Annotated in this window: 18 protein-coding genes and 2 pseudogenes; 9 read left to right on the top strand and 11 right to left on the bottom strand. The window is 67.5% G+C overall.

All coding sequences use genetic code 11. The features are described 5' to 3' along the window. Positions 1 to 40 precede the first annotated feature (40 nt). Positions 41 to 2,020, bottom strand: coding sequence for a 4-alpha-glucanotransferase (malQ, locus tag MSG_RS00515; RefSeq protein WP_096436170.1), 1,980 nt, complete (start codon positions 2,018 to 2,020; stop codon positions 41 to 43). A 192-nt stretch (positions 2,021 to 2,212) separates the two neighbouring features. Continuing rightward, positions 2,213 to 3,046, bottom strand: coding sequence for an LLM class F420-dependent oxidoreductase (locus tag MSG_RS00520; RefSeq protein ID WP_096436172.1), 834 nt, complete (start codon positions 3,044 to 3,046; stop codon positions 2,213 to 2,215). 447 nt (positions 3,047 to 3,493) lie between these two features. On the opposite strand from MSG_RS00520, the gene MSG_RS00525 reads away from it, so the two are divergent. After that, positions 3,494 to 4,270, top strand: coding sequence for a DUF6065 family protein (locus tag MSG_RS00525; RefSeq protein WP_096436174.1), 777 nt, complete (start codon positions 3,494 to 3,496; stop codon positions 4,268 to 4,270). Between the two features lie 10 nt (positions 4,271 to 4,280). Here MSG_RS00525 and MSG_RS00530 read toward each other — a convergent pair whose 3' ends face one another. Then, positions 4,281 to 5,504 (bottom strand): MFS transporter, encoded by a 1,224-nt coding sequence (locus MSG_RS00530; protein WP_096436176.1) that lies wholly within the window; start codon positions 5,502 to 5,504, stop codon positions 4,281 to 4,283. A gap of 89 nt (positions 5,505 to 5,593) precedes the next feature. Between MSG_RS00530 and MSG_RS00535 the strand changes: the two genes are divergently transcribed. Beyond that, positions 5,594 to 6,466, top strand: a complete 873-nt coding sequence (locus MSG_RS00535; RefSeq protein WP_096436178.1) for a LysR family transcriptional regulator — start codon at positions 5,594 to 5,596, stop codon at positions 6,464 to 6,466. 2 nt (positions 6,467 to 6,468) lie between these two features. Here MSG_RS00535 and MSG_RS00540 read toward each other — a convergent pair. After that, positions 6,469 to 6,681 (bottom strand): annotated as a pseudogene (locus tag MSG_RS00540) (ribonuclease BN); the annotation flags it as partial. A 271-nt stretch (positions 6,682 to 6,952) separates the two neighbouring features. On the opposite strand from MSG_RS00540, the gene MSG_RS00545 reads away from it, so the two are divergent. Further along, entirely contained in the window at positions 6,953 to 8,008 is a 1,056-nt protein-coding gene (locus MSG_RS00545; protein WP_096436180.1) for a ketopantoate reductase family protein, read from the top strand. Here MSG_RS00545 and MSG_RS00550 read toward each other — a convergent pair. Beyond that, on the bottom strand, positions 7,951 to 9,459 hold the full coding sequence (locus MSG_RS00550) for an FAD-dependent oxidoreductase (RefSeq protein WP_096436182.1): 1,509 nt from the start codon (positions 9,457 to 9,459) through the stop codon (positions 7,951 to 7,953). The genes MSG_RS00545 and MSG_RS00550 overlap by 58 nt on opposite strands. Then, positions 9,456 to 9,863: a hypothetical protein gene (locus tag MSG_RS00555; protein ID WP_096436184.1), complete on the bottom strand. Its 408-nt coding sequence runs from the start codon at positions 9,861 to 9,863 to the stop codon at positions 9,456 to 9,458. Before MSG_RS00555 ends, MSG_RS00550 begins: the two co-directional genes overlap by 4 nt. Before the next feature lie 96 nt (positions 9,864 to 9,959). Here MSG_RS00555 and MSG_RS00560 point away from each other — a divergent pair, with 96 nt between their 5' ends. The 3 genes from MSG_RS00560 (at position 9,960) to MSG_RS00570 (ending at position 11,906) form a co-directional block, all read left to right on the top strand. After that, on the top strand, positions 9,960 to 10,517 hold the full coding sequence (locus MSG_RS00560; RefSeq protein WP_096436186.1) for a TetR/AcrR family transcriptional regulator: 558 nt from the start codon (positions 9,960 to 9,962) through the stop codon (positions 10,515 to 10,517). 4 nt (positions 10,518 to 10,521) lie between these two features. Next, positions 10,522 to 10,938: a nuclear transport factor 2 family protein gene (locus MSG_RS00565; protein WP_096443861.1), complete on the top strand. Its 417-nt coding sequence runs from the start codon at positions 10,522 to 10,524 to the stop codon at positions 10,936 to 10,938. Positions 10,939 to 11,054: 116 nt separating this feature from the next. Continuing rightward, entirely contained in the window at positions 11,055 to 11,906 is an 852-nt protein-coding gene (locus MSG_RS00570; protein ID WP_096443863.1) for a TIGR03854 family LLM class F420-dependent oxidoreductase, read from the top strand. Here MSG_RS00570 and MSG_RS00575 read toward each other — a convergent pair. From MSG_RS00575 to MSG_RS00585, 3 genes and pseudogenes are all read right to left on the bottom strand, one after another. Beyond that, a pseudogene (locus tag MSG_RS00575) lies at positions 11,903 to 12,801 on the bottom strand (class I SAM-dependent methyltransferase). The gene MSG_RS00570 and the pseudogene MSG_RS00575 overlap by 4 nt on opposite strands. A gap of 69 nt (positions 12,802 to 12,870) precedes the next feature. Further along, entirely contained in the window at positions 12,871 to 13,446 is a 576-nt protein-coding gene (locus MSG_RS00580) for a hemerythrin domain-containing protein (RefSeq protein WP_096443864.1), read from the bottom strand. 65 nt (positions 13,447 to 13,511) lie between these two features. Next, a complete protein-coding gene (locus MSG_RS00585; protein ID WP_096436188.1) occupies positions 13,512 to 14,900 on the bottom strand; it encodes an MFS transporter in 1,389 nt (462 codons plus the stop codon). A 125-nt stretch (positions 14,901 to 15,025) separates the two neighbouring features. Between MSG_RS00585 and MSG_RS00590 the strand changes: the two genes are divergently transcribed. Further along, complete coding sequence (locus tag MSG_RS00590; protein ID WP_096436190.1) at positions 15,026 to 15,745, top strand: NUDIX hydrolase; 720 nt, start codon at positions 15,026 to 15,028, stop codon at positions 15,743 to 15,745. On the opposite strand, the gene MSG_RS00595 is transcribed toward MSG_RS00590, so the two are convergent. Together MSG_RS00595 and MSG_RS00600 are read right to left on the bottom strand one after the other, a co-directional pair. Next, a complete protein-coding gene (locus MSG_RS00595) occupies positions 15,746 to 16,816 on the bottom strand; it encodes an LLM class flavin-dependent oxidoreductase (RefSeq protein ID WP_096436192.1) in 1,071 nt (356 codons plus the stop codon). It abuts the gene before it with no gap. 55 nt (positions 16,817 to 16,871) lie between these two features. Beyond that, the gene (locus tag MSG_RS00600) at positions 16,872 to 17,810 is read right to left on the bottom strand and encodes a catalase family peroxidase (protein ID WP_096436194.1); all 939 of its coding nucleotides are present in this window, start codon (positions 17,808 to 17,810) and stop codon (positions 16,872 to 16,874) included. Between the two features lie 250 nt (positions 17,811 to 18,060). Here MSG_RS00600 and MSG_RS00605 point away from each other — a divergent pair, with 250 nt between their 5' ends. Then, positions 18,061 to 18,849 (top strand): TauD/TfdA dioxygenase family protein, encoded by a 789-nt coding sequence (locus MSG_RS00605; protein ID WP_096443866.1) that lies wholly within the window; start codon positions 18,061 to 18,063, stop codon positions 18,847 to 18,849. Between the two features lie 152 nt (positions 18,850 to 19,001). Beyond that, positions 19,002 to 21,932: an aminotransferase class I/II-fold pyridoxal phosphate-dependent enzyme gene (locus tag MSG_RS00610; protein WP_096436196.1), complete on the top strand. Its 2,931-nt coding sequence runs from the start codon at positions 19,002 to 19,004 to the stop codon at positions 21,930 to 21,932. Positions 21,933 to 22,458 lie beyond the last annotated feature (526 nt).

Consider the following 22,458-nt stretch of genomic DNA (forward strand, 5'->3'; position numbering starts at 1 on the left):
CACACGCCGTCTATGTCGTATTAGCCACAGCGCGGGCTCGCTACACCCGAAAATGCGCGGTGATCTCGGCGACCCTCGGATCGATACGCAACTGCTCGAGGGTTTCTGGTAACGGCAGTCGCCAATTCGGATACTCGTCGACCGTGCCGGGCAGGTTGGGCTGGCGGGTCTCGCCGACGATGTCGTAGGGCGAGATCAGCTTCAGCCGGCTCGGGGTCCTCGCCAAAAACCGGTGCATCGCGGTGACCATCGCCGCCTCGTCGGCTTCGGGCGACAGCAATCCCTCGGACTCCAGCATCGCGAACCACTCGGCGCGTTCGCGTTGCGCCGCGGCCCGCTCGGCCGGCACGTCGTCGAGCAGCCCGAGGTCGGCGCGCGCCTGCACGTGTTCACCCCGCAGGAAGCCGGTCGCCGTGGGCAGGTCGTGGGTGGACAGGCTGGCGGCCGCGCGCGACGGCCACTTCGCCGACGGGAACAGCGGCTGGCCGGGTGCGGATTCGTCACGCGTGAACCACGACACCGCACAGCCCAACATGTCGTTCCCGGCGAGCGCCTCGGTGACTTCCGGCTCGACGGTGCCCAGGTCCTCGCCGACCACGGTGGCCTGCGCCCGGTGCGCTTCGAGCGCGAGGACCGCGAGCATGACGTTCGCGTCGTAGTGCACATAGGTACCCCGATCGGGGGTGTCGCCGGGCGGGATCCACCACAGCCGCCACAGGCCGGCGACGTGGTCGATGCGCAGCCCGTCGGCGTGGGTGAGAACGGCGCGCAGCATCTCCCGCAAGGCCGCGTACCCGGTGGCGGCGAGGCGGTCCGGCCGCCACGGGGGCAGCCCCCAATCTTGTCCCCTCGGGGTGAAGTTGTCCGGCGGCGCGCCGACGCTGACACCCCCGGCCAGGACATCGGCCAGCGCCCACGCGTCGGCGCCGTCCGCGTCGACCCCGACCGGAAGGTCATGCAGCACACCTAGCGCCATTCCGGTGCCTCGCGCCGCGTCGCGCACGGCGGTCAGCTGCTCGGCACACCGTTGCTGAACCCAGGCGTGAAACGCCACTCGGGGCGCCAGCTGCCGGCGCTCGGCCGTCACGGCCGCCGCGGCAACGTCGCGCAGCGGCTCGGGCCACCGGGTCCACCGGCCGCCGTACCGTTCGGCCAACGCGCAGTAGGTGGCCCAGTCACGCAACCCGGTCGAGGCCGCCACGTCGTCCAGCGGCGAGGGTCTGCCCTCGGCACGCCACAGCAATTCCAGGGCCGACCGCTTGGCCGCCCACACCAAGTCGTGATCGATCCGTTGGGTGGCCGGCGAGACCCGCAGCGCGTCCACTTCGGCGCGGGTGTCCGCATCGGCGCGCCGGTAGGCGGCGAGGTCTTCGATGCGCAGCGCGAGCGGATTGGCGAACCGCCGGCTGGACGGCGTGTAGGGCGAGGGCTGCACCGGGTGCGTCGGCCCCGGCGCGCTGAGGGGGTTGAGCAGCACCGCGCCGGCCCCGTGCTCAGTTGCCGTCCACGTCAAGAACTCTCGCAAGTCGCCGAGGTCGCCGATGCCCCACGAGCGGGCCGACCGCAGAGCGTACAACTGCAGCATCCAGCCCCAGGTGGCCGGCGCCACCGGCACCCGCGGCGGGGCGGCCACCAGCGTGGCTTCCTGACCGTCCCGGGTGTGGAGCCGATACCAGCCCGGTGCCAGTTCGCCGGGCAGTGTGCCGTCGACCTCGATCCGGCTGTTGTCTTCTGCCACCAACAGCGCGGCCCCCGGCAGCGGCTGTGGGCGCCCGTCCACCCGCACGACGACGGTGGGGGCGATGGTCTGGGCCCGGTCGCGCTCGGCCAGCTTGGCCAACTCGCCGCGCCGGTCGGCTTCGGTGCCGGCTTCGACGTCGAGTAGGCCGAGCACGCGGACCACCACGTCGGCGTCGACCTCCACCGGCTCACGGCGCTCATTGCGGTAGCCGGTCGCCACCCCGTGGGCGGCAGCCAACCGGCGCAGGTCGTCGTGTATTGGCTTTGGGTTCATCGGCATTGGGCACCGCGTGATGATGAAGACACAACGCGTGGGGTACCCGGGCCGGGGCTTCTCACACAGGCGCGACGGTTAGTCCACGGGAGTGAATTTCAGGTGCAACCCGGTGCTATTCCTCGCCTCCGACGAGTCCCGTTACATCACCGGGCTTCCCGTCACTGTGGACGCGGGAGCACGCTCAAGTAAGAGCGCTCAGCCGCGGTAGGTGGTTACCTGTGCGGCGAACTTGTCCAGCAGTCGCAGCGTGTCGTCGCGCGGGCGGGTCGGCAGGTACAACGCCAGCTGGCCGAATCCCAGCTCCTCCGCCGCTCGCCAGTAATCCAGTTCTTTGTAGGGCGTGCCGAACATCGCCAGCGGTACGTCGTGGCCAGCGCCGTCGCGCAGTTGCTTGACGCGCGCGGCGATGTCCTGGATCGGGTTAGGGTTGGAGATCCAACCCGCATCGTGCCGGATCACCCGCTTGACCGTGGCGTTGGAGTTGCCGCCGATGTAGATGGGCGGATGCGGTTTCTGTACCGGCTTGGGGCGGCTGTACGACAGCGGGAAGTCGACGTACTTGCCGTGGTACTCCGCCGGCTCGTTGGTCCACAGCGCCTTGATCGCCTCGATGCGTTCGTCGAGCAGCGCGCCTCGGGTCTTCGGGTCGGTGCCGTGGTTGCGCAACTCCTCGATGTTCCAGCCGGCTCCGACACCGAACACGAAGCGGCCACCGGAAATCAGGTCGATGCTCGCGGCCTCCTTGGCCGTGACGATCGGATCGCGTTCGATCAGCAGCGCGATCCCGGTGAACAGCTCGATCTTCGACGTCACCGCGGCGGCGGCGGCCAGCGTGACGAACGGATCGAGGGTGCGGTAGTAATGCTCAGGCAGCTCACCACCACCCGGATACGCCGATTCGCGGCTGGCCGGGATGTGCGTATGTTCGGCGACCACCAGCGACTCGAAGCCGCGTTCCTCGATCGCGCGGGCCAGCGTGACCGTGTCGATGCTGTCGTCGTTGACGAACGTCGAGATTCCGAACTTCATCGCGACTACCCCTGTCTATTGGCTTCGGGTGGGCCAACGCCACGTCCCGACCGGGTATTCCCGGATTCGGCCCGGACGGTGAATGCGAAGGTACATTCTCACCAATCTTTGCCGAACCAATCGCCCGGGGCGGTGCCGTGTCGATTTGCGGGAACGACTTACGGGGGCGAGGCGGCAATCGGCACGATCGGAGGCAGCGTTAAATGCCTAGGGCAATAACCGATGCCGACGCTATTGCAGCGAAGTGTGTTCGCTACGCGTCGATTTCGCTGTTGATTGGAACCCGCGGCAGGTACAGCAACCGAGTGCGCGGGACGGTTGAACCAATAGCCAGATTTCCCCGTTACCATCGCGGAAAAGCCGCGGCGGCAGCATAGGTACAACAATGATTCTGTGGTGGAACAGGTTTCGCGTTCAGTGCTGGCGGGCCGCCCTGTTGGGGGCTCGATGAACGACGAGTCCGACAGACGATCTCTTCCCCTGATCGCGTTCATCACCGGTGACGATCCGCCGCAGATCACCCCCGCGCCGCTCAGTCGGACGTGGATGTCCGAAATACGGCAAGGCGGCCCGCATCGATGCCTGCCGATGCTCATTGCCAATCAGAGTGGTTGGGTGGTGCGCAATCCGTGCGGATTCACCGCTACGTGGATCGGGCGAGACGACCGCATGGACGTGTTGATTACACCCGACCGGCGCGTCGGCGCCCAGTTCTTGCCGTCCAGCCACTTCGGCCACGGCATCCTGACCTGGCACCTGCCGATGCTGTTTCGCACCCCGCCGGGTTACAACCTGCTGGTGCGTGGGCCGGCGAATCATCCGAAAGACGCCGCGTCCGCGCTGGAGGGGGTAGTTGAAACCGACTGGTCCAGCATGGGTTTCAGCATGAATTGGAAACTCACTCGCCGACTGATGCCAGTGCGATTCGAGGTTGACGAGCCGATCTGCATGATCGTCCCGCAACGCCGAGCCGAGCTTGAAGCGTTCGCCCCGGAACTCACGCGCATCGAATCGGATCATGAGTTGCACCGTAAACACGAGGTCTTTCTTCACTCGAGGGAAGAGGCGTGGCAGGCGCAGCTGGCGGCCCCCAGCACCGCCCCCGTGTCCTGGCAGGGCGACTACATGCGCGGCCGGCATCCGGATGGCGAGGCCGGTACGGACGATCATCAGACCCGACGGCATTTGCGCGCCTTCGTGCGACGTGACGGGAGGCGCCCGTAGTAGCAGGCGCCTAGGCGGTGCTGACCCGCCCAGATCGGTTGTCGCGCACCAGCAAACCCGCGAGCAGCAGCGCCGTGAGCAGCAGCGTCGCCACGAACGCCACGGTCGCCGCCCAGCCGCCGACGCTGTAGACAAGTCCGCCGATCGCCCCCCCGACCGATCCGCCGAGGTAGAAGCCGAACATGTACAACGCCGCCGCGGGTCCCCGGTCGTGGTGGGCCACCGCGCCGACCCAACCGCTGGCGACGGTATGGGCGGCGAAGAAGCCGGCGGTGAAGACGCCGAGACCGGCGACGATCACGGCCATCGCGTGGGGTCCGGTCGCGAGCAGACCGATCACCGCCGTCGGCAGGGCCACGGCGAGCACGAACGCACGACCCCTGCGGTCGGCGAGCCTCCCGGCGAACGTCGAGGACCAGGTGCCGGCCAGGTACAACACGAACAGCAGGCCGACCGTCGACGACGCCAACCCGAACGGCTGCGCGGTCAGGCGGTACCCCAGGTAGTTGTATACCGAGACGAAGCCGCCCATCAGCACGAAGCTGAGCGTAAAGAGCTTGAACAGCATGGGGTTTCGCAGGTGGGTGACGAGATTCCGCAGCGTGGCGCGCAGGTCCGCGGCGTTCGCCGTGAACGACCGGGAGCGCGGCACCAGTACCGCGAACGCCACGGTGGCCGCCAGCGTGGTCAGCGAACTCGCCAGCAGGGCCACCCGCCAGTTGCTGATGTCGACGACCATCGACGGGATGAGCCGCCCGATCAAGCCGCCCAGCGTGGTCCCGGCGACGTACCGTCCCATCGCGGCGCCGAGCGAGGACGCGTGCACCTCTTCGGCCAGATACGCCATGGCCACCGCGGGCACCCCCGCCAGGACGACGCCCTGCAGGGCGCGACCGATGATCAGGAGCGTGAGGTTGGGACTGAACGGCAACAACATGCCGATGACGCTGGAGCCCACCGCGGAGGTCAGCATCACCGGAGTGCGCCCGTAGCGCTCGGACAGCACGCTCGCGGGCACGATGCACAGCGCCACCATTCCGGTGGTCAGCGAGATCGTCAGGGCGGAGATGGCGGGTGAGATGCGGTAATACGCCGACAGCGCCGGCAGCAGGGCCTGCGTGCAGTACATGCCGGCCAGGCTGGCGATGCCGGCGCAGCAGGTGGCGGCCGTGACTCGCCGGAAACCGCTGCTGCCGATCCGGTGTGCGGAGGGGGAGGCGGCCAGCGAAACCATGCCTGCGATCTTTCGCCGCGGGCCCAAGAAAAGGAAATGAATTATTCGCTGGTTTATAATTCTTTTACGACATAAGGAGAGCTGAGCGGGTGCGCGACGGTGGCTATGAGTGGTTCATCACACTCGCGGAGCTCGAAAACGTGACGGCGGCCGCCGAACAGCTCAGCATCGCCCAGCCGACCCTGACCCGGATGCTGGCGCGACTCGAGCAGCGGCTCGGAGTCGAGCTATTCGATCGCCGCGGCAGGCGACTCTCGCTCAACGCCTACGGCCGCATCTTCTATCAGCACGCCCGTCGGGCCCAGCTCGAGCTCGACTCGGCGCGCCGCGCCATCGACGACCTGACCAACCCGGCCGTGAGCGAGATCCGGCTGGGTTTCCTGGGCTCGTTCGGCGCGGTGGTGGTGCCACGGCTGATCGCGGATTTCACCAAGGCGTCGCCACGCGTGATGTTCACGCTGCAGGAGGATGCCGCCGAGTCGATCGGCGACATGGTGGAGTCCGGCGCGCTCGACGTCGCAGTGGTCTCGCCCCGCCCGGCGAAGCCAACCTTGGCCTGGCGCAGCCTGTTTCGTCAACGACTGGGTGTCGCGGTGCCCCGTGGCCACCGGTTGGCCGGTGTCGCCGAGGCTGCGATGGCCGACCTGCGCGACGAACCGTTCGTGACTATGCCTCCGGCGTTCGGCATGCGCCGCTTACTCGACGAGCTCTGTGCCGCGGCGCAATTCCAACCACGTATTGTCCTGGAATCGACAGACCTGAGCACATCGGCCGGTCTCGTGGCGGCGGGCCTGGGCGTGAGCCTGATGCCGATCGACGGCAGCGAATACGGAGTGGCGATCCGCCGGTTGACCGATGCCGACGCCTACCGTGACGTCGGCATGATCTGGAATTCCGTCCGGCCGCTGTCGCGCGCGGTCCGGGACTTCATCGCGTGCGCCGCGAACACCGACTACCGGTAGGCCTACGGCGCCGGGGTGACCTTCCGCTTGAGGCCGCCGAACCGGACGCTCACGCGTTGAACGTCTTTGACGCGCCCAGCCTTGGCGCGGCTGGTGTACATCCGGCGATCGGCCGAGGTGAGTTCGGTGTCGTCGGTGAAGACGGCGAGCAACGCGCGCGGGTAGAGCCGTCCGACCAGAACGACGTTTATCTCCGCGCAGAGCACCAGCGTCGTCCTGCCGCAACGGCTCCGGGCAGGACCTGCTGACCATCACCGATCACTTCATCCCCCGGCACGAACCGACACCCAGCAGATAGGATGGCGGGTCATACCCCGATTCGCCGAGCGCCAATCGCGGGGGCCGGCGAGTAGCCACCGTTGAGGCGGGCGCCGGCGAACTCGCGGTCGGCGATTCGGTCTTCGTCGCGGCTAGTGGGCGTCTCGAAGGCTGCGGCCACACCAGTAATGTCGGCGGAAGCGAGCAGGTTCGACGAAAGGCCCGGCGATGCCCCCACGGAACGAGTACCGGTATGTGATCGTCGGCGCCGGTGCCATCGGTGGGACGGTGGGCGCGATGCTGGCCCGAGCCGAGGTTCCCACGGTGCTGGTGGCGCGCGGTCGGCACGCCGAAGTCCTGGCGGCCACGGGCATCACGCTGAGAACGCCCGACGACACCTACCCGATCGCGGTCACCGCGGTGGCCAGCCCCGAGGACGTGCGGCTGACGGATCGAGACGTGCTGGTGTTCACCACCAAGACCCAGCAACTCGACGCGGCCCTGCAGGAATGGGCGGATCAGCCCGTGCACGGGCCGGGCGGCATCGCGGGGACCGCCGGCGCGCGGCTGCCGGCGATGACCGCGCTGAACGGCGTTGCGGCCGAGGAGAAAGCTCTGCGCTACTTCCGCCGGGTATTCGGCGTCTGCGTATGGCTACCCGCCGTGCACCTGGAGCCGGGTGAGGTGGTGGTGCGATCCTGGCCGGTGGCCGGTCAATTCTACGTCTCGCGCTGGCCGGCGTCGATCGCCACGGACGACGACGCCGCGTTGTTGACGACCATAGCCGAGACATGGAGCCCCGCAGGCGTTTTGGTGCGCGTCGTCGATGACGTGGCGCCCTGGAAGTACAACAAGCTGCTGAACAACCTGGGTAATGCCGTCGGGGCGCTCGCCGAGCACGCCGCCGACACCAGCGAGGTGCTGACGGCCGTGCGTCGCGAGGGCGAAAACGTGCTGCGGCGCGCGGGCATTGACTTCGTCTCGTTCGAGACCTCCAAGGCCGCGCGGGCCGACGGCCCGAGCATCCGCCCGATACCGGGATGGGATTCGGCGGCGAGCAACTCCACGTGGCAGTCGTTGTCCCGCAACACCGGCAATGTGGAGACCGACTACTTCAACGGCGAGATCGTTCGGATCGCCCACCGGAACGGCCTCACCGCGCCGCTCAACGCCGCGTTGGCGCGTGCCGCGCGGGTTGCCGTCCGCGACGGGGTGGGGCCGGGCCGCTACTCGGCCGCGCGGCTGGCGGAACTGGTCGGCCTGCCCTCCGCGGCGCGGGACTGACGCGCGGGCGGGCCCGTCCACCGGGTCAGCGCCCGGTCCCATGCGGACCGGTCGTGCGAGTCGCCGGCCCAGGCGAGGTAGCCGTCGGGACGCACCAACACCGCTGGACCGTCGTCGGCTCGCTCGGCTTCTAGCAGGCCGAACACACCGACCGGCGCGGCGCCCCGTTCGCGAACGAACACGAAGCCTCCTTGGCGCTGCAATTGCGTGATCCGCCCATGGGTCAACGGAATCTGTGTCGCGCGGGTGCCGGCCAGCGCGCTGTCGCCTCGCCGGGCGCCGTACCGCAGCGTAGTACCAGCGAAACTTCCGGCGACCGCGTCGCGCACCTTTGCTATGCGAAGCAACCTGGGCGCCAAAAGGTTTCGCAGGGAGCGCGCCACTCGGGGGCGGAGTGTGATGCCGCGCGCCATCAGGCCGGACTGGCGCACCACACGCCGGCCGATCGGATGCCGCTCGTCGTGGTAACTGTCGAGGACGGCGTCGTCCGCGCCGGCCAGCACGGCATCGATCTTCCACGCCAGGTTCGCCGCATCTTGAATGCCGGTGTTCATGCCCTGCCCACCCATGGGGGAGTGGACGTGTGCTGCATCTCCGGCCAGGAACACCCGGTCGTGCCGGTATTGCGCGACTTGCCTTTCGTCGCAATGGAATCGCGACATCCATCCGACCTCAAGCAAGCCCGGGTCGCTGCCTCGGGCTCGCGCCAGCACCCCGGCGACCTCGTCGCGATCCACGTCCGCACCGTCGGGCACTTGATGCTTGCGGTCCCACACCATCGCCCGATACCACGAGCCGTCGGCGTCGTGCCGGTCGTAGGGGGCCAGGAACGCGAACTCGTTTCGGGTGCTGCCCAGCGTCAGCCCGCCGTCGGCGGGGCCGTGCGTGAGCTTGACATCGGCGAGCACCACCGACGACAGGACCGTGCGACCGGGGAAGTCCACGCCCAGCAGCGTGCGAACCGTGCTGTGCGCGCCGTCCGCGGCGACCACATACCTTGCCCGCCAGTCGATTTGACGGTCACCGCCGTATGGCCGTGCTTTCACGGTCACGCCGTCGGCGTCCTGCGCTAGACCGATGACCTCCAAGCCGCGCTGGATGTCGGCTCCTTGCGCGGCGGCGTAGCGGCCCAACGCCTGATCGACGTTGGTCTGCGGGGTGACCATGACGAACGGGTAGGCCGAGTCCAGCTGCGTGAGATCGATGCGGGCACCGCCGAAAATCGTGACGCCCGGCGCCCGGTGGGAATGTGCCAACAGGTCGTCGGCGAGCCCGCGGGCATCGAGCACCTCGAGCGTGCGGGCCATGATCGCGAAGGCGCGACTTGACGGGTTGATGTCGGGCCAGCGCTCAAGCACGACGACCGAACGGTCGGCTCGCGCGAGGTCACCGGCGGCGGTCAGCCCGGTGGTTCCGGCGCCGACGATCACGACGTCGACGGTGGCGGTCATCGGCTCACCGCCTCGGGGTCCGGATACCAGCGTCGAATGTCGTCGGGCGTGGCGACAGCCGCGCGATTGAAGACGAACCGGCAGTCGGGCTGGGTGGTGTGCGCGGCGTTGACGATCGACTCGAACAGCAGCGTGTTGCCGGCCACCAGGCGCACACCGGCGCCGATGAACACCGCGTCGTATCGCTTGGCCGCCAGCCATTCCCGGGCCTTGTCGGCGCCCGCCGTGCCGAAGTCGATGAGGCAGTTGTCGACCTGGTAGCCCGCGGCGCGTAGCGACGCGACGTTGTCGTCGTTGGCGGCGCGCAGCCCGTCCCGCGTCAATCCCGGAAACTGCGCGAAGTCGGGCGAGGAGAAATCGATGACGTCGGGATCGAGCCCGATCTGGATGGCGGTGACGGTCATGCTCGCGTCCTCCCGTGGGGGAGTTCAACAACTGTTGAACTCAAACCTATGCCGTGTCGCGCACGGTGTCAACAGCTGTTGAATACACTGGCCGGCATGCCCGCCAAGGTTCGCGACGGAGAAGCCACGCGGTCGGCGATTCTGGCCGCCGCTCGGTCGCAATTCGGCAGCCGCGGCTTCGAACGCGCCACTATCCGATCGATCGCAGCGGCGGCCGGCGTCGATCCGGCGCTGGTCATGCACTATTTCGGAAGCAAGGCGGAGCTTTTCGCGGCGGCCTCCCGCATCGACATCACGTTCCCCGATCTCTCGGGCATCGCCCCCGGGCGGGTGGTCGAATTGCTGCTGCCGATGTTCATCGGGGTCTGGGGTCCCCAGGGACCGTTTCTGCCGCTGCTGCGCGCCGCCGCAACCAACCAGACCGCCGCGGACGCGCTGCTCGAGGTGTTCGTCGACCAGGTGACCCCGGCGCTGGCCGCCGTCGTCCCCGACCGGGCCCCGGAGCGTGCCGCCCTGCTGGGCTCGCAACTGCTCGGGCTCGCGGTGGCCCGCTACGTCGTTGGTATCCCGGCGCTGGTGGCCATGGACGACGCCGAGCTCGCGGAGTGGCTGCGCCCGGTGTTCGCGCATTACCTCGCCGATGCGGCACCATGACCTGATGCATCCTTTCCGCAAGGCGGTCGAAGACCGCGACGAGGCGGCGATGGCGGCCCTGTTGGCCGACGACGTCGTGTTCACCAGCCCGGTAGCATTCAAGCCGTATGCCGGCAAGCCGATCACAGCGGCGATCCTGCGCGGCGTGCTGCGAATCTTCGAGGACTTCCGCTACGTGCGCGAGATCGCCGGCAGCGACGGTCGCGACCACGCGCTGGTGTTCGAGACGGGGATCGTCGGAGCCCCCGGCGTCAAGATCACCGGTTGCGACTTCCTGCACTTCGACGACGACGGCCGCATCGACGACTTCATGGTCATGGTGCGCCCGCTGTCGGGGGCCAAGGCGCTCTCCGAGGCGATGGCCGCGCAGTTCGACCGCATCCAGCAGGAGGCCCTGGAGTCAGCGCAACACTTCGCCTGACCCGTTGGCGCACCGCTGGGAATCGAGCGCCGCCCCGTAGCGGTTCACCCATTGGGCTATCGCGACAACGTCGCTATCGGTCTGGGTTGAAGATCGTAAGGCGGAGGGAGATGCGGGTGAAGATTCGCTTCGGGGTCGGGCTCGGTGCCAACAGCGCACCCGAGGAGCTCGCCGGCATCGTCGACCATCTGGAAGCCGGCGGGGTGGACTCGCTGTGGTTCTCCGAACTGGTCTACGCCCCTGCGGTGGACCCCATGGTCGGCATGGCCTACGCGCTCGCGCGGACGAGCCGGTTGAAGGTGGGCACGTCGGTAGTGGTGCTGCCGGGCCGCCAACCGGTGCTGGTCGCCAAGCAGTTGGCGTCGCTCGCGGCGCTGGCGCCCAAGCGCGTGCTGCCGGTCTTCGGGCTGCGGTCTGCGATCCCGGCCGAGCGCGAACTGTTCGTGGTTCCCGACGGAGCGCGGGCAGCGGTGTTCGACGAGTCGCTGCGGGTGCTGCGCGCCGCGCTGTCGGACGAGTCGGCCGGCTATGGCATCGCGCCGAAACCATCTCCGCCGCTGGACATTTGGCTGGGCGGCGCGGCGCCGGCGGCATTTCGCCGCATCGGTGCGCTGGCCGACGGCTGGCTGGGCAGCTTTCTCACGCCGGCCGAGGCGCGGGCCGGGCGCGAGGCGATCGAGCGGGCCGCCGAGCAGGCCGGCCGGCACATCGAGCCCGACCACTTCGGCATCAACTTGGCCGTGGTCGACGGGCAGGTGCCGCCCGAGTTGGCCGCGGCGGCCCGCAGCCGCCGGCCCGACGTCGATCCCGCCGAGCTGATCGCCGCGGGCTGGGACCGGCTGCACCGTCAGCTCGACGCCTACCTGGATGCCGGTCTGACGAAATTCGTCATCCGGCACGCCGGAGCCGGGCCGGTCGACGACTTCATCGAGCGGTTCGTCGCCGAGCTGGTTGCCCGGCAGAACTAGGCAAGCGTCGCCGACAGGTAGCCGGAATTGCCGCCGAACGAGGCCAGCTCGTCGTCAGGCACCTGAAAACCGTTGGCGGCGAAGGCTTCTTCGGTGGTGCGGATGGCCACGCGCCAGCCGTGCCCGGCGAGGTACTCGGCGGCGCCGTTGCGCTCGCCGGTGTAGAACAGCGACGCCAGGTCGATGTCGGAGCCGGCGCGTTGGGCCCGCTGCGTCAGCTTCTGCGCCCAGTCCGACGGGATGTTGCGCATGTCCATGTGTTCGGTGGCAATCCGGCTGCCGGCGCCGACAGGGCGGTGATGTTGTCCAGCAGGCGGTCCTGCGCGTCCGGGGGCAGGTAGACCAGCAGGCCTTCCGCGCTCCACGCGGTCGGCTGCGCCGGGTCGAAGCCGGCCGCGGACAGGGCCGCCGGCCAGTCGTCACGCAGGTCGATCGCGACCGTGCGCCGCGTCGCGCTGGGCTCGGCGCCCAGACCGGCCAGCGTCCGGGTCTTGAACTCGATGACCTCGGGCTGGTCGATCTCGTAGACCACGGCGCCGGCCGGCCACGGCAGCCGGTAAGCCCGGGTGTCCAGACCTGACGCAACGATCACGGCCTGGCGAATGCCGGACTCGGCCGCCCGCAGGAAGAAGTCGTCGAAGAAGCGGGTGCGCACGGTGATCTGCTCGCGGACGGGCTGGCGGCTGAGCACCGGGTCGGCGTTGTCACCGCGCTCGCCGTCGAGCAGCGTGATGAAGGTTTGCGAGCCCACCGCGCGAACCAGCGGATCGGCCCAGGGGTCGTCGAGCAGCGGCTCCGGCCCCTGGGACGCCATCGCACGTTGCGTGGCAACCGCCGTCGCGGTCGCGCCGACGCTGGACGCCAAATCCCAGGAGTCATTATCCGAACGGGCCATTCACAAGATCCTTCGCTGCGCGCGCGTGCGTTACTTAGTCAAGTTAAGTGATACGCCGTAGTCTACGGCTCATTGGCCTTTCAGGCTGCCGATGCGAAGGGAGAAATCATCGCGCCGGGGGCGGGGGCCGTTCGTGACCTCTTCGACGTAGCGCTGGGGGTCGCGGTCGATGATGGACAGCCCCTTGGTGGTGGGATGGGCGGCCATGAACTCGCTGTATTGCTGCCCGAGCGCCTGGCGCAGCCCGATCGGGGCGTTGCGGCGGAAGTCCGAAAGTCCTTCGCGCTCTTCTTCGCCCATGTGATCGTCGTTGGCCACCCGGGTGCGGCCGACCGCGGCCCACCACCGCTCGGTGCCGACTCCGGCGGCGTTGGCGTCGCGAACCCCGTCGCGGATGTCGTTGTGATCGCCGATGGCGTCCAGCGTCTCGCCCTCGGGGTCGGCGGTGCCCCGCTGCAGCAGTTGCGGGTAGAAGATCTTCTCCTCGATGTAGGCGTGCACGTCGAGCTTGTCGGCGAGCGGACGCCATACCCGCGCGAGCGCGCGGGGCGTGACCTCGGGCTGCGCCTGCAGCTCGTCCAGCCTGGCGAACTGCGCGCGGAACCATTCGTGGTCGGCGAGGATCAGCATGGTGATGTCCGCCATCGCAGAGTCCCCGCCTCCCATCGCCGCGCCTTTGGCGCCATCGTGTCCGACGACCGCTGACGGCGTCAACCGTCGTCGGCCGGGGACCGCCACCACACGGCCAGCGCGGTGGCGATCAGCGCTGCGGAGCCGGCCGCAACGGCGATGAATACCCACCCGCGCCGGATGGCGGCCAGATCGATCCCGGGCTGACAGATCATGGTGAGGACCGCGGTGCCCAACACCGTGCCCAGCTGACGGGCGGTGTTCGTCAGCGCCGAGCCGGCACCCCACCGATGGGAAGGCAGCGCGAGACCGCTGACCGCGGACAGGCTGGGCATCACCAGGCCCACGCCCGCACCGGTAAATAGTTGTCCCGGAAGGAAATCGGCGACGTAGTGCGGTTCGGGTCCCACCCGCAGCAACCAGATGACGATGCCGACGGCATACAGCGCCGCACCCGTTGCGGCGACCACGCCGACGCCGAGCCTGCCGATGAGCCGGCCGGCCAGTGTCAGCGAGACGACCACCACGACGACCGGTCCGGGAGACAGACACCATCCGGCGGCGGCCGGTGTCTTACCCCATACGGTGGTGAGCAGCATGACGCTGCCCAGCAGCATGGCGCCGAACGCCGCGGCGAATAGCAACAGCGCCAGGCAACTGCACCACATCGGCAGCACCCGCACGGCGGCCAGGTCCAGCACCGGCGAGGGATGGCGTAGTGAACGCCATATCGCGACCGCCATCGCGCCCGCCGCGCCGGTGGTCGCCAGCAGCACCTTCGAACCGCTGAAGCCCGACGCGGGCAGCTCGATGAGCGCCCAAACCAGCGCCCCGACGCCGAGCACCAGGCTTAGCGCACCGAAGAGATCCGGGATCCCGCTGCCGGTGGCGCGGGATTTGGCGATCACCCACGGACCGGCGGCCAATGCCAGCAGTCCAATCGGCAGATTGACGAAAAAGATCCAACGCCAGGATAATTCGACCAGGACACCGCCGATCGGCGGTCCCAGTGCGGCGGCCATGGCGGCCACCGCCGACCAGGTGCTGACCGCGACCGCGCGCCGCGGCGCTGCGACGGCGGCCAGCAACAGCGCCAGTGAACTCGGCATGAGCATCGCGGCGCCCAAGGCCTGAACGACGCGGAACGCCAGCAGCATCGGAAACGATCCCGACAGTCCGCATGCGGCGGAGGCCAGGGTGAATACCGCTAGGCCGCACAGGAAGATTCGGCGATGCCCGTAGCGGTCTCCGAGTCGGCCGGCCGGATTCAAAAAGGCCGCGAAGACCAACGTGTACGCGTTGAGAATCCAGGACATGGCACCGAGGTCGGCGGTGTGGAAGGCCCGACGGATATCGGGGAAGGCGATATTGACGATGAACAGGTCCAGGCTGGCCAGAAATGCCGCAGCCGACACCACGACGATCGTCGCCGTGGCACGCGTGGTCGGTGCGTGCGTCGTCGTTGCCAAGGCCGCCTCATCGTTGAATCGTTGACCGCTCGGCGAGCACCGACGGCCGCCGTTTGCTGAATATAGTTAACTATACTCTGCGCTGCTCGGGGGGCTCGAACTCGGGCCCGGCATAGGCTGCAGCGGTGACCATCCCCTACGACGAGTCGCTGCGCGACCGGGTGCGGCACAACCTGGCGGCGCACGACCGCCGCGCCGTGACCGATCCGAGCAAGCGCCACGCCGCCGTCGCGGTGGTGCTGGTCGAGTCGGAGGTCGGGGAGGACCGAGTAGATCCGGTGGTGGTGGACGACTGGAACGCGGGGCGCCCCATGGCGGCGCCCGGCCTGGACGGCCGCATGGTCGGGGTGTCCGGCGGTGCGGCTTTTCTATTGTGCCGCAGGACATCCCGGCTTAGTTCGCATGCCGCGCAGTGGGCGCTTCCGGGCGGTCGCCTGGATCCGGGCGAGACTGCGGTCGACGCGGCGTTGCGCGAACTGCAGGAAGAAGTCGGCGTCACGCTGCCCGACTCGACGGTGCTAGGCCTGCTCGACGACTACCCGACGCGATCCGGTTACGTCATCACGCCGGTGGTGATCTGGGGCGGCGGGCGGCTGGATCTACGTCCGGCGCCGGACGAGGTCGTGGCGGTGTACCGGGTGGGGTTGCATCAGCTGCAACGCGACGACTCGCCCCGATTCATCACCATCCCGGAGAGCCCGCGACCGGTCGTGCAGATCCCGCTGGGCAACGACCTCATCCACGCACCCACCGGTGCCGTCCTGTTGCAGCTGCGCTGGTTGTGCCTGGAGGGGCGAAGCGACCCGGTTGACGGGCTGGAGCAGCCGGTCTTCGCGTGGAAGTAGTTATCCCACGGCCTCTTTGCCAACGGACTGCGCGATGAGCGGCCGGCTCGGAATGAGTGCCCGCAGCACCGGGGCCACCTCGGACTGGAACAGCTCGAAACTGCGGCGCTGCTGGTCAGCCGTCACACCGTCGGCGTCGGCGGACACGTGCATCACCTCGTGGCCGAGCCGCTCATGGTAGCGACCGACCTTGTCGATCACCTGCTCGGGGCTGCCGATCAATGCCGAACTTCGCTCGACGAAGTCGTCGAGCGAGTCGAAGACCGCAGGGAGCCCGGCGCGGCGCGCGAACGCCGTGCGTGCCTCGAACGTCGGCCGGTAGGCGTCCACGGCCTCCTGTGACGTCCGAGTGACGTAGAACCCGGCGGTGCCCGCACCGACGAGCGCGTCCCGGGGGTGACGACCGTAGAACTCCCAGCGCTCCCGGTAGTGACGAACCAGCTCGGCGTAGGGCTCGACGGGATGGCTGACGTTCGCTGAAAAGATCGGGTCACCGTGGCGCGCGGCGAGGTCGACGGAGTCCTTGCTCGTTGCGCTGCCATGCCAGACGCGGATCCGCTCCTGCAGCGGACGCGGCAGGGCCTTGGCGTTGACGAGCGGTGGCCGGAACCGGCCGGACCACGTCACGTTGTCGCTCTCCCAGAGCCGGCGGAACAGCTCGTAACCTTCCCGATTGCGGTCCCACTGATCGGCGGTGGTCACCTGGAACAACTCCGCCTGCGCTGCGCCGTTGCCCTTGCCGATGATCAACTCCAGGCGCCCGCCGGACAGATTGTCCAGCGTCGAATAGTCCTCGAACGCGCGAACGGGGTCGAGCAGACTCAACGTGGTAACCCCGGTGAAAAGGGCGACTTTCGAGGTGCGCGCGGCGATGTTGCTCAGCACCACCGGCGGCGAGGAGGAGATGAACGGATCCTCGTGCCGCTCACCGACCGCGAATCCGTCGAACCCCAGTTCCTCGGCGAGCAGCGCCTTGTCGATGACATCACGCAGCCGATCCGCCGGGCTCTTCTTCTCGCCCGAAACCGGGTCGGGGACGTGGGTGATCAGCGTGATCAGCAGAAACTTCATTGGCTTGTATGAACCGACGGGCGGCTGACTTCATTCCTGCATCGGTGGGCCCACGTCACGCCGTGCGGCGCCGGCGCCCGCTGATCAGGTAGAGCGCGGCGCGGAACTCCAGCAGCGGGTCGTCGGACGGCTCGATACCCGCCAACCGGGGGATCGGGTCGAAGATGATCTGTTTCTGCTGCGCGGCGTCGTCGGCGACCGGGGTGGCCAGCTCGATCGTGCCCAGCTCGACGACCTCCCGGTCGGCCGGCCACCGCACGGTGATGTCGTTGACCTCGTCCCCGTCCTCGGCCAGCTGCAGCGTAAGCGTCAGCCGCGTCGGCCGGGCCGCGATGCGCTCGACGATCTCGGTGAACAGGTAGTTGTCGTCTTTGGACCGCACCGCCTCGTCGTCCAGGTACTCGTTGCCGGCCTCCGGGACGATCCGGTAGCGCCCGAATCTGCTCCGGCCCGCCGCGTCGGTGAATTTCAGCGCGTTCAGGCCGAAATACGATTCGCGTGCAAAACTGGCCGGAAATGGTTTGGGCTGAACGAAATTCAGCGCAGCCGGGTGCGTACCCAAAAATGCCTCCAGCGGCGATCCGGCCGGGTTGGCCGGATCGCTGCTTGCCAGCGCCTCGAGAAATTCCAAGAATTCCTCGCCGTCGCGTGCCGGGAACGCGTCAGCCGAATGGCCGATGACGTCGGTGTGCACGTGTTCGGCCAATACGAATCGGACACCAATTCCCTTGGGGAGGCTGTTCGGATCGGTGTCGGGAATCGTCGGAAGCCCCGTGGAGTCCGAGAACCGGACGAGCACCGGAGTCGATGCCTGCTGAAAGTGTTGCGCGACCGACAACTCGGCAGCGGCGGCCGTGGGGGTGAAGGTCCCACTCAACAGGATGCCCTTGCCGTGAGCCGGGCGAATCCCGGGATGCTCGCCGAAGATCTTCGCGAACGCGGCCAGAACGTCGTCGCTGAGTTGCAATAGCTTCTCGTCGGTGGGCAAGGGCACGGTGTTTCTCCTGTCCGGCGCCGGGTGTGGCGCAACAACTGTAAACCGGTCGGCGCCCGCGGGCAGCGAGGCCGACGGGCCCGCCAGGCCCACCCTTGCGACCGGTGGGATCGAAAAGCCAAGGCACACTGCGGGTATATGAAATGGCGCCGATGACTGTTGCATCGGCGCATTCGGATCCAAACCATTCCGCTTCGCGGGTGGGTGCGGGAGAATTTTCTCCGACACGAGGCAAGTGGAGGCGATTCAGATGACGACCACCCAAGCCGTCCCGTATGTGGTGGCACCGGCCAGTCCGATCCTGGGAGCCGAGATCGTCGGTCTGGACCTGGCCGGCGGTGTCGATGAGGCGACCGCCCAAGCGCTGCGCGAGGACTTTTACCGCTACAAGGTGCTGGTCTTCCGCAACCAGCAGCTGTCCCCCGACGCGCACGTCGAGGCTGTGCGGATCTTCGACGAACCGTTCGATCACCCGCTGTGGCGCAAGCGCGACCAGCACAACCGGCTGGTCTATGTCTTCGATCTGGAAAAGGCTGGCGCGGCCGCGAGTTGGCACATCGGCGGCACATGGCGCAACCCCCCGTTCAACATCGAATCGCTGACCTATCAGGTGGTGCCCGAGATCGGCGGCCGCACGCTGTGGGCTGACCTGCAGGCGGCTTACGACGGCCTCTCCGAGCCGTTCAAACAATTACTGGAGTCGGTGGGCGCCGAGTACAGCGCCTATCCGGGCGACGGCACCTACCACCGCCCACCGGCGACGGAGACTGTCGAACACCCGGTGGTGCGCACGCACCGGCACACCGGCCGCAAGGGGCTTTTCCTCAGTTCGTCGGCGATCCGTCTCACCGGCATCGAGCAAGCGGAGGGGCAAGCGCTCCTGCCGTTTCTGCTGGCACACGCGTCCTCGCCCAACTATGCCGTCGGATTCAGCTGGAAGGCCGGGGATTTCGTCATCTGGGACAACCAGGCCACCTGGCATTTCGCCGTCAACGATTACCAGGGGCCGCGGGCCTATCGCAAGGTGATCGGAGGTTGACCTCCGGTGCCCGTGCCGGGATCCCGCGCACTGTTAGCTGACGGACACGCAGTGTTTGCCTGCTGGCCACCATGGGGGACCGGCAGGTCTGCAAGCCTGGACCGCATGCACGGGGGCGGATGAGTCGCCGCGCGACTCGGGAAAGGGCCGTCATGACAGAGCATTTGCGCGCATACAACAGCCTGTGGCAGGTCCGCAGCGACTCCTGGTGCCGGTTGGAGGAAGCTGCCGACCGCCTCACGCGCCCGACCACCACCGGGGAGCTGCGGGAAAAGTACAGCGAAATCTGCCGCGAACTCCTGGGGCGCCTGAGCACGCTAGAGCCCTACTGGGCATATCCGGGTTGGCCTCAATTCGCACGCATAACAAGGCTTTTCGCTTCCGGAAATTTTGACAAGTTCGCTCAGACGCTGGTCCGGGTCAACCGGGCGCTGACCACGGAGTCTTACCGGACCGGCGACGTGGACAACGCCGGCGCCGACGAGCTGGACATGTTCCCGGCCGATCCGCGCCGGCTCGAGGAACTCTCGACGCAACGCGACCGCCCCTATTTCGAGGTGCTCGTCGTCGAGAAGATGACCGAGGACCAGGAGCGGGCGCTGCACACCGAGGTGCGCAAGTGGCGGCGTCCGGACGACGAGTTCGTCTACGAGCTGGTGGTGGTGTCCAGCGGCGAAGAGGCTCTGATCGCGGCCCGGCTCAACGTCAACCTGCAGGCCGTGGTGATTCGGCGGCGCTTTACGGCAGATTCGACGCGCGACCTGTCCGCCCTGGCGGAGTTCGTCGACGACGATGTGTCCCACGACTTGCTCGACCACCAGTCACCCGACGAGCGGGCGCAGATCCTCGCGGTCTCGCTGGGCAAGCTGCGGCCCGAAATCGACCTGTACCTGATGACCGAAGTCGAGGTAGAGGACATCGCCGGGCGGCTGGGCCAGTACTTCCGCCGGGTGTTCCATGCCCGGGAAGGCATGCTCGAACTCCACCTGTCGATCCTGCAGGGCGTGGCCGCGCGATATCGCACGCCGTTTTTCAGTGCTCTCAAGCAGTACAGCCACCGGCCAACGGGTGTCTTTCACGCCCTGCCTATTTCGCAGGGCAAGTCGATCGTCAATTCGCACTGGATCAAGGACATGGTTGGCTTCTACGGCCTGGACGTGTTCATGGCCGAGACGTCAGCGACCTGCGGCGGCCTGGACTCGCTGCTGGAACCGACCGGTCCGCTGCGGGAAGCACAGCAACTCGCCGCCCAGGCCTACGGATCCCGTCATACCTACTTCGTCACCAATGGGACGTCGACGGCGAATAAGATCGTCACCCAGGCGCTGGTGGCTCCCGGCGACATCGTGTTGCTGGACCGCAACTGTCATCAGTCGCATCACTACGGGATGATGCTCGCCGGCGCGAAAGTCAGTTACCTGGAAGCGTATCCGCTGAACGACTACTCGATGTACGGCGCGGTGCCGCTGCGGGAGATCAAGTCGAAGTTGTTGGCGCTCAAGCGCGCCGGCAAGCTCGACCGGGTAAAGATGATGTCGCTGACGAACTGTACGTTCGACGGCATCGTCTACGACGTACAGCGGGTCATGGAGGAATGCCTCGCACTCAAGCCCGATCTGGTGTTCTTGTGGGACGAGGCATGGTTCGCTTTCGCGCGGTTCCACCCGGTTTACCGCAATCGGACAGCCATGGCGGCAGCGGCGACGTTGCGGGACCGGTTAGGCGATCCGGATTACAAACGTCGCTACTCCCAGCAGCTGGCGGCCCACGGTCCGCTCGACGAGGCAACCGACGACGAGCTGCTGCAGCGGCGCCTGCTCCCCGACCCGGCGCGAGCCCGGGTACGGGTGTACGCCACGCAGTCGACGCACAAGACCTTGACCGCGCTGCGCCAGGGGTCGATGATCCACGTCTTCGATCAGGACTTCGATCAAAAGGTCGCCGAGCCGTTCCACGAGGCGTACATGGCGCACACCTCGACGTCGCCCAACTACCAGATCCTCGCCTCGCTGGATCTGGGCCGCCGCCAGGTCGCGTTGGAAGGTGTCGAGTTGGTGCAGCGGCAGATTGAGAACGCGATGCAGCTGCGCGATGCGATCGACAATCATCCGCTGCTCAGCAGGTACGTGCGCTGCCTGCGGACGTCGGATCTGATCCCGGAGAATTTCCGGCCGTCAGCCATCGACCAGCCGCTGCGCTCGGGGCTGCGGAACATGATGGCAGCCTGGGAGCACGACGAATTCGTGCTCGACCCGTCGCGCATTACCCTGTACATCGGCAACACCGGCTACGACGGCGACACTTTCAAGCGCCAACAGCTGATGGACCGGTATGGAATTCAGATCAACAAGACGTCGCGCAACAGCGTGTTGTTCATGACCAACATCGGCACCACGCGCAGCTCGGTCGCCTTCCTGGTCGAAGTTCTGGTCAGCATCGCCCATGAGCTCGACCAGAACATCTCCGAGATGAGTCGCGGTGAGCGTGAGTATTTCGAGCGCGCTGTGCACCGGTTGACCAAGCAACCCGTGCCGCTGCCCGACTTCAGCGGCTTCCACCCGGCATTCTTGGACCACAGCGGGTCCAAGCCGACACCCGAAGGAGACGTCCGGCCGGCGTTCTACCTGTCCTACGATGACGCCAACTGCGAATATCTCACCGGCGAGCAGATCGACGAAAAGCTGGACGTCGGAATCGACATCGTTTCAGCCACTTTCGTGACGCCGTACCCGCCGGGCTTCCCCGTTCTGGTGCCGGGGCAGGTGGTCAGTCGCGAAATCCTGCAATTCATGCGCGATCTCGACACCCCCGAGATCCACGGCTACCTGCCGAACTTCGGCTACCGTCTCTACACCGAGAAGGCCATCGAAATCGTCACGGAATCAGCGGGGGTGGTTCTCAACGGCCATCGCCCCGGAGCGCTGCCGACATCGGAGAAGGCGTCCAAAAAGAAACCGACGAAACGCAGCGGCGGCGACGGCAATCGCAATCTCCCTGAGGTCGGCCACGACGAGTTGCTCGACCAGCAGCATCCCGGTGACGCGGTGACGGTGCCGCCGCCGATCAGCAATCCCACCGCATAGCTGTCGAAGACCGCGTCGAGCGTGCTCCTGTCGACATGCTGGCGGTCGCTCAGCGCCGGGATCAGCCCGGCGAAATGATTGGCGGCCCCACCCGTCGCCAGCAACAAGGCCAGCAGCCCGGCGAACAGAAACCCGGCGGCATCGAAACCGCCGCGCTCGACCCGCTCGTCGGCCGTGACGACACCCTATCGCGCGACCGCAACCTTCGACGAAGACACGGACCTCCCCATTAAGGCGTCTTTGGACAGTCGACCGAACGACGACGCCGCCCCGGGAGTTATTCCCGTCGATTCGGATGCAAACCACTGTTGTCAAAGGCGAAGCGCTGTTGACGCGCGGCCCATTGCGGGTCCAGGCCCACCGACGGATTCCGCCACGGCGTGCATGAGATCCTGCTCGGCGTAAGAAGATAACGCGCTCACGACATGCTCGGCGCGGCACCGGTTGGAATCACGGACAATCCAAACCTGGCACCCGACGAGGACGGTTCCTAGGCTACTGCGGTGACCTCGACAGGCGCGGCTCC

The organism is Mycobacterium shigaense (genome assembly GCF_002356315.1).
GTDB classification, from domain to species: Bacteria; Actinomycetota; Actinomycetes; order Mycobacteriales; family Mycobacteriaceae; genus Mycobacterium; species Mycobacterium shigaense.

What these genes read in the sequence shown, in the direction of transcription:
- malQ (WP_096436170.1), bottom strand. Translation starts at nt 2,020, where the DNA reads ATGCCGATGAACCCAAAGCCAATACACGACGACCTGCGCCGGTTGGCT.
- MSG_RS00560 (WP_096436186.1), top strand. Translation starts at nt 9,960, where the DNA reads ATGCCCGCCAAGGTTCGCGACGGAGAAGCCACGCGGTCGGCGATTCTG.
- MSG_RS00555 (WP_096436184.1), bottom strand. Translation starts at nt 9,863, where the DNA reads ATGACCGTCACCGCCATCCAGATCGGGCTCGATCCCGACGTCATCGAT.
- MSG_RS00550 (WP_096436182.1), bottom strand. Translation starts at nt 9,459, where the DNA reads ATGACCGCCACCGTCGACGTCGTGATCGTCGGCGCCGGAACCACCGGG.
- MSG_RS00520 (WP_096436172.1), bottom strand. Translation starts at nt 3,046, where the DNA reads ATGAAGTTCGGAATCTCGACGTTCGTCAACGACGACAGCATCGACACG.
- MSG_RS00610 (WP_096436196.1), top strand. Translation starts at nt 19,002, where the DNA reads ATGACAGAGCATTTGCGCGCATACAACAGCCTGTGGCAGGTCCGCAGC.
- MSG_RS00595 (WP_096436192.1), bottom strand. Translation starts at nt 16,816, where the DNA reads ATGAAGTTTCTGCTGATCACGCTGATCACCCACGTCCCCGACCCGGTT.
- MSG_RS00545 (WP_096436180.1), top strand. Translation starts at nt 6,953, where the DNA reads ATGCCCCCACGGAACGAGTACCGGTATGTGATCGTCGGCGCCGGTGCC.
- MSG_RS00605 (WP_096443866.1), top strand. Translation starts at nt 18,061, where the DNA reads ATGACGACCACCCAAGCCGTCCCGTATGTGGTGGCACCGGCCAGTCCG.
- MSG_RS00530 (WP_096436176.1), bottom strand. Translation starts at nt 5,504, where the DNA reads ATGGTTTCGCTGGCCGCCTCCCCCTCCGCACACCGGATCGGCAGCAGC.
- MSG_RS00565 (WP_096443861.1), top strand. Translation starts at nt 10,522, where the DNA reads ATGCATCCTTTCCGCAAGGCGGTCGAAGACCGCGACGAGGCGGCGATG.
- MSG_RS00525 (WP_096436174.1), top strand. Translation starts at nt 3,494, where the DNA reads ATGAACGACGAGTCCGACAGACGATCTCTTCCCCTGATCGCGTTCATC.
- MSG_RS00580 (WP_096443864.1), bottom strand. Translation starts at nt 13,446, where the DNA reads ATGGCGGACATCACCATGCTGATCCTCGCCGACCACGAATGGTTCCGC.